This is a genomic window from Rhodococcus sp. 14-2496-1d (assembly GCF_002259365.1).
In the GTDB taxonomy this organism is placed as follows: domain Bacteria; phylum Actinomycetota; class Actinomycetes; order Mycobacteriales; family Mycobacteriaceae; genus Rhodococcoides.
Genome location: NZ_NPFV01000033.1, coordinates 124455 through 133161 on the forward strand (window position 1 = coordinate 124455; position 8707 = coordinate 133161).

Consider the following 8707-nt stretch of genomic DNA (forward strand, 5'->3'; position numbering starts at 1 on the left):
GTCGCGGTGGCAGGCTTGGTCAAGATTCCTTCTCCTAATACGGGTGGGGGTATCCAATAAGGCCACGGATGCCCACGAAGTTCGAGAATGTGTGTACGGAAAGTCAGCGACGAAACAGGGAGCGGAAGAGGCCGTGACGCGTCTCCGGGTCGGCCGCCGCGGTAGAGCACGAGCACTGCTGCGGCTTCGGAACGTTCTTCATGACGCTGTCGATGTGCCGACCGCAACCGGCCCAGGTGGTCTTACTGCATGTCGGGCATGCGACGGGGTGGCACACAGAGATCCTTTCCGGCGAGGCGTGTTCCCACTGTGGCACATACCTGCGGGGGTATGCAAGTACCTCCAGGGGTATAAACCATCGATGCGAGGGTGATGAATGGGAAGGTTCACCGCCGCGGGCGAAAGGGGAACGTTCGCATTTCGTGTAGGAAGACCGCGACTGCTCGAGACGGACTACAGGTCTACCTTTAACAGTGGCTGTATGACACCCACTTCTGAACAAGTGCAGCTGACTTCTGAAACTGACAGGTTGACGTCACGAGATGTCACGCGAAACCGTCCGGTGGAAGTGTCCGCTCGATCTGTCCAGCTTCACGTAGTCTCAACTGGACAGATCGAGTCCAGCAGGCCGGAGGGGCATGAAAATCGGATACGCGCGGTGCAGTACCGCCCGGCAGGACACCGCGGTCCAGATCGGGTTGCTCGCCAAGATCGGCGTCGACCGCGATCGGGTCTACGTCGACAACGGAGTCAGTGGCCGACAAAGCAAACGCCCCGGCCTCGAGAACGCGATCAACGCCAGCCGCGAAGGCGATGAATTCTGCGTCACCAAACTCGACCGACTCTCCCGATCTGCCGGCGACCTCCACGAAACCGTAAACCGCCTCGCTGCTAGGGGAGTGGCACTATCGATCGACGGCAAGGTTTACGACCCCGTCGACCCGATGGGCAAAATGTTCATTGGAATGCTCGGACTCATGGCCGAATTCGAGTCCGACCTCATCCGCGCCCGCACCCGCGACGCCATCGCCGCGGCCGCCGCGGCCGGCAAGATGAAAGGTCGACCGCACACCCTTACACCAGAGGAGCGAGCGTACCTGCTCCAGATGTACGAAACTCGGCAATTCAAAATCGAAACACTATGTAAGAACAGTGGATTGAGACGATCTGCGATCTACAGCAACCTCGCCCTCGCGCGATCGGAACGAGATGCCTTAGCGATCACAAAAAGCGGGTAGTGCAGTCAACTTCTAAACTCCTGCAGTCATCCTGCTTGAGGTCCTCCTACCCTCTGACGTACTCATGGTCTGGCAACTAGAACCGCGACTCGGCCGCAACTTCCGCATCTCATCGAGTGCCCGCAGTGCTTATCATTTCCGGAATGACACCCAACGGTGCACCTCGCCTAAACCGCCGCGTCGCTGGCCGAACCAACAGGCGCACTTCATCCGCGCCCCCGGAGCAAGCGTCGGCGGACACATCGTCAGCGACTGACGAGCCCGACCCAGGACCAGCAACAACGGGCGTACCGATCAAGTCCTTCTGGACCCGCGATGTCGTCGTGCCACTCCTCATTGCTTTCATCACCGGCGGTATCGTCGCTTGGGGGACCATTGTTGCGCAGCAAGAAATCGATGACACGCGAGCGGACCGACTCCTCCGCGCAGCAAACCTCACCTTCATCCGGGACAAATCCTCTCCCGACCCTGACCTACCACGGCCCTTCAATGGCATCGACCTGGCAGAACAAAACCTCAGGGGCCTCGAACTGGCAAACGCGCACTTTGATGAAGCGAAGTTGAATGGCGCGAAATTCGGTGCCGCGGACTTGCGCGGCGCGCAATTCAACGGCGCGGACTTGAGCGGCGCGGTACTCGACTTTGCGGACCTAACCAAAGCAAACCTGAGCGGCACCGACCTGCGTGGCGCGAAACTGGTCTCCGCGCAGCTGCCCGAGGCGAACCTCGTCACCGCGAACCTACGCAATGCGGACCTACGCAATGCGAACCTGAGCGGTGTAAGCCTGAGAGGCGGATATCTGGCTGGGGCCGACTTAGAGGGCGCGGACTTCAGCGGCGCGGTACTCGACTTTGTGGACCTAAACGACGCGAAACTGGCTGGCGCGAACCTACAGGACGCGAAATTGCCTGGCGCGGACTTGCGCGGTGCGGACTTGAGCGGCGCAAACCTGGAGGGCGTCGACTTGGGTCTCGCAAACCCAAGTCAGGTGTATCCGAATGGCGGCTCCCTCAGTGGCGGTGCATGCTGGTCCGAAACTACGGAATGGGGCGAATTCGAGCCGCCACCGAGCGACCCTGCCACATGCGAACGGTTTCCCTGATCGACCGGACAATTCCGGCCTTGGACCGCTGGGTTTCCGCGTCTGTGTCGACCTCCGCCAACTTCCGTCGCTCCGCACATGCCCGCACTGAATCTCAAAGCCGTACGGCTACAAGGTGGTCACCCCCAGGGGCGTCAGCGTCCGTGAGGTATTCCGCCTGTCGGCGGTGCCGGCCACCCTGCGGGCGTCCACCGAATCGAACTCCGCTGCGCTTCGTCCTGTGAAAAGAATTCTTTTTCCCTTCTGGCCTTCCGATTTTGACCGGCGGTGACCTCCGCGCAACCGCCGGCGTCCGCTGCGCTCCCGGCCCGAGGGCTCCGAAAACTTTTCAAAACGCCTCCGGCTGAAAACTTTCCGGCCCGACCATTGCACTCCGGCCCCCTCATACCGGTCCAACTCTCCCCTGCCAGAACGGCAAAAAAAATTGGCGGGCCACCCGGTTCGCCACGTTGAGCAGGGGAGCGCGAGATGTCGAAGACCACCGCCCAGAAAGCCCACAGCAGCACCGACACCGACAACTACGGCGCAGTGGTTACCCACACCACCGCCACCATCGTCGGACGCCAGAAAGCGGTGGTCAATGTCCACGCCGCCGCCACCGATGACGCTCAGATGATCGTCACCTTCAACCGCCTGATGATGACCTTCCGCTCTGCCGCCGCCGTCCATGCGTTCATTGCCGGACTGGCCGATGCCCGAACGTTCATCGCCCGCATCGACAACCAGGCACCCCAGCCCGGGGGACCGGGCGACGACTACGCCCGCGCCGCCATGTCCGTCGTGTGGATCGCGCCACCGGAAACCGCCGTCATCCCGCGCGAGCAGTACGTCCCCGCACGGCGACGCACCATGCACTGGGTCGAGGTCCACATGGGACCGGTCATCTGGCGCATCATCGACCGCCTCGGATACGTCACCATGCTCGACGAGCTCCGCAGCGTCCACCGGATGGCCGTCGCGATCTTCACCGACGGTGACCAGTACTCGGGCGACCCGACCACCCTCACCGACGCATTCGACGACGCCGAACGAGAACACCAGGAAGACATGGCCGCACCCTGGCGACGACGTCTGTAGCCCGCACCCGATCCGGCCCCGGAACCCGACACGGATTCCGGGGCCGCGTCGTATCCATCCACAGGGAACGTCTCTATCCCCAGATTCCGAAAAATGCCTGTGCATCGCGGACCTCGCTGGCGCTCGGTACGCGATGCTGGAAGCCGAACGCACTTTCGCGCCGCTCGGCTCACCCACCCGAAGGGACACACCACCGATGATCACCTGGACCGTCACCACCCGACCCGACCGCCGCCCCGAAACCATCACCGCCGCAGGAGCAGAACCCAGCCTTATCGCGGCGAAACGAGCCGCTGCCGACGCCGTCCGCTACGCCCTCCTCGACGCCCAGGCCCACGCCGACGCCAGCCCCACCAACACCCCGCCGACGTACCTCGTCACCATCGACGGAGCCTGCGCCCTCATCGTCAGCCTCGGAGCGTGCCGACCCGCCAACTACGCCGGCGTCCTCGACAACCTCGAACACTTCGACGGCACCGCCACTCACCTGCTCTACCTCTAGAATCAGAACAGTGTGAGCCGACTTGAAAGCGTTGCGAGAGAACAACTCTGTCGGTACCCACTGCCACACTCGGCGTCATGCGAATCAGAACTCTCGACGGACCACCACTACCTGCCGAAATCGCCGAACAGGCAGCCCGCGCAATCGCTCTCTGCCACGGCCTCGGTCAGCAGTACGTGACCGGTAATAACTCAACCAGGAAAGCTGCGGTGGAGCCGCTACTGTCACCCCCGTGAGCCTCCACGCCCAGGTCCCAACTCCGTCAACGCCAACCGTGCCGGTCGAATCAACCGACCCGGCAGGCATCGGCGTGTGGCTCCTCGACAACCTCACACAACCCGCCGCTACTGTCCTCGCCAGCGCCGGAATCATCGTCGCTGCAGTCATCACCTTTTTCATCGGCTATCTCAGTCGCAGACAGCTCGATCGGCACCACAAAGCAACCCACACCCTTGCGGCCACCCAAGCACTCCGGGACCGCTTCACCACCATCACCGGACAGCTCGCCGACCCCGCGCCCGCGATTCGTACCGCCGCGGTCTCCGCCCTTGAGGCCCTCGCCGACGACTGGCTCGAACGCAAGAAACCTCGCGAAACCCAGGCCTGCATCAACGTCCTCTGCGACTATCTCCGCACACCCTACGAACCACCCGCCCGAAACCCCCACCTACGCAGGGAAACCCGCCGGACTCACCGAACCAAGTTTGACTACACCGACACCACCCACGAATACCCCCACGACGACCTCGACACCCGCCACGCCATCACCCGCACCATCGCCGCACACCTCCAACCTGACCACGACCACTCATGGTCCACATTCGACTACGACCTCACGGGTGCCTACCTCCACAACACGGACTTCACCGGTGCGACGTTCAGCGGCCAGGTCACTTCGTTCGCCGGGGCGACGTTCAGTGGCGGGGGCACTTGGTTCGGCGGGGCGACGTTCAGCGGCGAGAAGACCTTCTTCTACAAGGCGACGTTCAGCAGCATGGACACTTGGTTCGACGATGCGACGTTCAGCGGCGGGGATCACTCGTTCGCCGGGGCGACGTTCAGCGGCGAGCGCACCTCGTTCGACGGTGCGGCGTTCAGCGGCAGCGAAGTCACCTCGTTCGAAAAGGCGACGTTCAGGAGCAAGGTCACCTCGTTCGCCCGGGTGACGTTCAACGACGAAAACACCTCGTTCGACGAGGCGACGTTCAGCGGCGAGAAGACCTTCTTCTACAAGGCGACGTTCAGCGGCGAGAGCACCTCGTTCGACGAGGCGACGTTCAACAGCAGCGAGCTAGCCTGGTTCAACGAGGCGGCGTTCAACAGCAGCGAGGGCACCTCGTTCATCGGGGCGACGTTCAGCGGCGAGAGCGCCATGTTCGTCGAGGCGACGTTCAGCAGCAAGGTCGCCTCGTTCAAAAGGGCGACGTTCGGCAGCAAGGTCACCTGGTTCCGCGATGTGGCATTCAGTAGCAGCGAGGGCACCTCGTTCATCGGGGCGACGTTCGACGGCAAGGTCACCATGTTCGAGAATCCACAAGCGTGGGTGAAGGTGTGGGTGGATTGGGAACGTCACCCGCACAGCGTATTCGGACCTCTTCGGTCACATCCGGTATCCGTGCTTCCCTACGAGTGGCCGCCTGTACCGAAGCCCTGACAGGGCAGGTGCTGCCGCGACACTGAGCGTGGCCATCTCCCGTCGCTCCCGCACAATCGCCTCGCAAGCTCCACGGCCGGGAGGTGGCCACGCCGCCGGCATCGACCGGTAGTCGTGCATTCCGCCTGCCGGCGGTGCCGGCCACCTGCGGTGTCCACCGAATTGAACTCCGCTTCGCTCCGCACTCAAAAGAGCGAAAAACGTTTTCTCACTCGGTTCTGGCTACCGGCGAGCATTCATCACCCGTGACCTACGCATCAACCGCCGGCGTCCGCTGCGCTCCCGGCCCAAGGGCTCCGAAAACTTTTCAAAACGCCTCCGGCTGAAAACTTTCCGGCCCGACCCTTGACACTCCGGCCCCGTGCGCTGACTTCTCTCCTCACGCCAGAAACGGCGAAAAAACGTGGCAGGGCAAAGGGCCAGGCCACCAGTTGAGAAGGGAAGTCACGACATGCACGACACCATCACAGGACCGAGGACGGTGGGACTGCGCACCGCGATCATGACCGCGATCGCCGGAGTCCCGGCAGAGGTCAAGACCCACGCACTCGCACACGTCACCGCCTACACCGAGCAGGTCAACCGAGCCGCATCGGACGCGAACTCGACCACCGTCGACGCGCACCTTGAGCGGGCCGCGTTCTGGGCGTGCACCGCCCGCGAACACGGAGCCAGTGAGGCCGAAATCCACGCCGCACGGCTCGCAGGCCACCACCACGTGGCCACCGCCCGGCAGTAACCCCCGAGGCCCACACCGGCCCCGGAAAACAAGAAACACCGGACAGCTCCTAACTGCCCGGTGTCTCCAACCGAAGAATCTATCAGGGAGAGACACCACCATGACCGCAAGCATCGAAACCGCCACCGCCGCAACCGAAGCCCCCACGACCGGCACCACGCCGGTCGTGGGGGCGGGCGAGGAGTACGCCCGCCTGCACCCCACTGCCCTCGAGGTCGGACCGAACGTCCGCGACGAGGTCGACACCGAGTCGGCCAAGTTCCGCGCGGTCGTCGCCTCCATCTTCGAGCTCGGTGTGCTGGTGCCGATCCTCGCGCGTCGCGACGGTGACCTGGTCGTCGTCATCGATGGACAGGTCCGTACCCTCGCCGCGATCGAAGCCGGTGTCGAGAGCGTGCCGGTACTGATCCGGACCGCCGCGAGCAAGGCCAAGGATCGAGAAATCGAACGTCTCACCAAGCAGGTGAACACCAACGACTGCCGCATCGAGCTCACCGACGGCCAACGCGCCAAGGCCGTGACCGACATGCTCGATCTCGGTGTCTCTGTCACCAAGATCGCCAAGGCGTTGCACTACGACAATCGGGAGACCGCGAAAACCGCAGGTACAGCGGGCCGCTCGCAGACCGCCCGCGCGGCCCTCGACGCCGGGCAGCTCACCCTCGACCAGGCCGCGATCGTCGCGGAGTTCGACGCCGAAGGCGACACCGCCGCCGTCGAGAAGCTCCTGGGAGCGCGGTACGACTTCCGGTGGATCGCGCAGCGTTTGCTCAACGACCGTGCCGAGCGCAAAGCCCGCGCCGAAGCAGGCATCCCCTACGCCGAACGAGGATTCACCCTCCTCGAGGAAGAACCGGCCTACGGCGACCCGTACCTGCGCGCAGACGATCTGGTGACCGCCGACGGTGGCCCAGTGACCGACGCCGTGATCGACGGCGCGGCGGGGCACTGGGAGGTGTGGCTGTCGAAGGAAGAGCGATACACCCTCACCGCCACAGGCGAAATTATCGAAGAGGACAGCATCGACTGGGACACCGAGGACGACCTGTCAGCAGAGCCCGAGGCCGGACTGCACCACCACAAGGACATCGGAACCGTAGAGGTCTGGGTGCCGGAATACTTCACCGCAGACCCCGACGCCGCTGGTGTGAAGCCAGGGCCGATCCTCGCGGCCGCGTTGGCCGCACCCGCCGGTGACGTGGACCCCGCCGACGCCGAGGCAGTCGCCCAGGCGGCGGAGCAGAAGCGGCTCGCCGCCGAGGCGGCAGCGAAGGAAGCCGAGAGGGCCGCGCGGCGGCGCACCAAGGCGCTCAACGTCGCATCGCTCGCAGCGACCGTGGTCCGCAAGGAGTTCCTGTCGAAGTTCCTCACCAGCAAGACCCTGCCGAAGGGTGCCGCGAAGTGGATCACCGACACCCTCGTCGAAGAGCCGGGACTGCTCACCCAGAACAAGGCCTCCGAGCACCTCGCTGAGCTGCTCGGTGTCACAGTCGACAAGCCCGCCACCGAGCGGTGGGGTGACTGGAAAGAACGCGCCGCGCGCGATGCTCTGGCACCGGTGATCGACAAGGCCAGCGACACTCGCGCGCAGGTGATCTTGCTCGCGCAGATCCTCGCCGCCTACGAGGCGCGGATGAGCGGGACCGGCAAGGATTGGTGGAAGCGCAGCGGCTACGGGAACCAGGACAACTACCTGGACCTACTGGTCGAGCACGGTTACGACCTGACCCCGGTCGAGCAGGTCGCAGCCGGAACGCTCACCCCCGAGCAGGGCTACGACGCATTGACCGCCCCCACCCAGGAGAGCATCACCGACTAGGAATCGGAACCGGTAGCGGGTGCCTCTACGGTGCCCGCCACCGGCGGCTCGACGTCCCCGGCCCGGGTCGAGGGGGCCTGCGGCGGCCCCTCGAGCTCCCCCGCTCGGCGCACCACCCCGGCCCGCTCGCGTCGACGCAGGCGGCTTACCGTCCGTCAGTGTGCGGCGTTGTATGCCTCTTCGATATCGGCCGGAATCCGGCCACGTTCGCTGATCTCGTAGCCCTGGTCGAATGCCCACTGCCGGATCGCGCGCGTCTGCTCCGGATCACGTTTGACCGATCCGCCGGCTGCTGTCGCGGTCGATGCGGCAGCGGGGGAGGGCTTACGCTTGCGGCCACCGACCCGTGTCGCATGCCCGACGTAGTAGTCGAGTTTCTTGTGAAACTCGTTCGCGTTCTTAGCTTTCAGGTCGATCGAGTACTCGACGCCGTTGATTGCGAACTCGATCGTCTCGCCGGAATCGTCGTCGATGACCGACCCGTCGATATCGTCCACCAATTGGGTTGTCACTCGTTTGGCCACAGCCGGAAAACCTTTCATCGACACATTCGCAATGCGCAACCGCATTCGTCT

At 64.0% G+C, this 8707-nt stretch carries 8 protein-coding genes; 7 read left to right on the forward strand and 1 reads right to left on the reverse strand.

Annotation, left to right across the window (positions count from 1 at the left end; translation table 11 throughout):
* Positions 1–638 precede the first annotated feature (638 nt).
* The 7 genes from CH296_RS27825 (at position 639) to CH296_RS27855 (ending at position 8132) form a co-directional block, all read left to right on the forward strand.
* Positions 639–1238 carry a recombinase family protein gene (locus tag CH296_RS27825; protein WP_094686199.1) on the forward strand — a complete coding sequence of 200 codons (600 nt, stop codon included), beginning with the start codon at positions 639–641 and terminating at the stop codon, positions 1236–1238.
* 323 nt (positions 1239–1561) lie between these two features.
* Complete coding sequence (locus CH296_RS27830; RefSeq protein ID WP_179277854.1) at positions 1562–2341, forward strand: pentapeptide repeat-containing protein; 780 nt, start codon at positions 1562–1564, stop codon at positions 2339–2341.
* A gap of 468 nt (positions 2342–2809) precedes the next feature.
* Positions 2810–3418, forward strand: coding sequence for a hypothetical protein (locus CH296_RS27835; protein WP_094686201.1), 609 nt, complete (start codon positions 2810–2812; stop codon positions 3416–3418).
* A 196-nt stretch (positions 3419–3614) separates the two neighbouring features.
* Positions 3615–3920, forward strand: coding sequence for a hypothetical protein (locus CH296_RS27840; RefSeq protein WP_094686202.1), 306 nt, complete (start codon positions 3615–3617; stop codon positions 3918–3920).
* 274 nt (positions 3921–4194) lie between these two features.
* Positions 4195–5574, forward strand: coding sequence for a pentapeptide repeat-containing protein (locus tag CH296_RS27845; protein WP_179277855.1), 1380 nt, complete (start codon positions 4195–4197; stop codon positions 5572–5574).
* 451 nt (positions 5575–6025) lie between these two features.
* The gene (locus CH296_RS27850; protein ID WP_094686204.1) at positions 6026–6313 is read left to right on the forward strand and encodes a hypothetical protein; all 288 of its coding nucleotides are present in this window, start codon (positions 6026–6028) and stop codon (positions 6311–6313) included.
* Between the two features lie 100 nt (positions 6314–6413).
* Complete coding sequence (locus CH296_RS27855) at positions 6414–8132, forward strand: ParB/RepB/Spo0J family partition protein (protein ID WP_094686205.1); 1719 nt, start codon at positions 6414–6416, stop codon at positions 8130–8132.
* A 155-nt stretch (positions 8133–8287) separates the two neighbouring features.
* Here CH296_RS27855 and CH296_RS27860 read toward each other — a convergent pair whose 3' ends face one another.
* A complete protein-coding gene (locus tag CH296_RS27860) occupies positions 8288–8656 on the reverse strand; it encodes an Lsr2 family protein (protein WP_094686217.1) in 369 nt (122 codons plus the stop codon).
* Between the last annotated feature and the right edge of the window lie 51 nt (positions 8657–8707).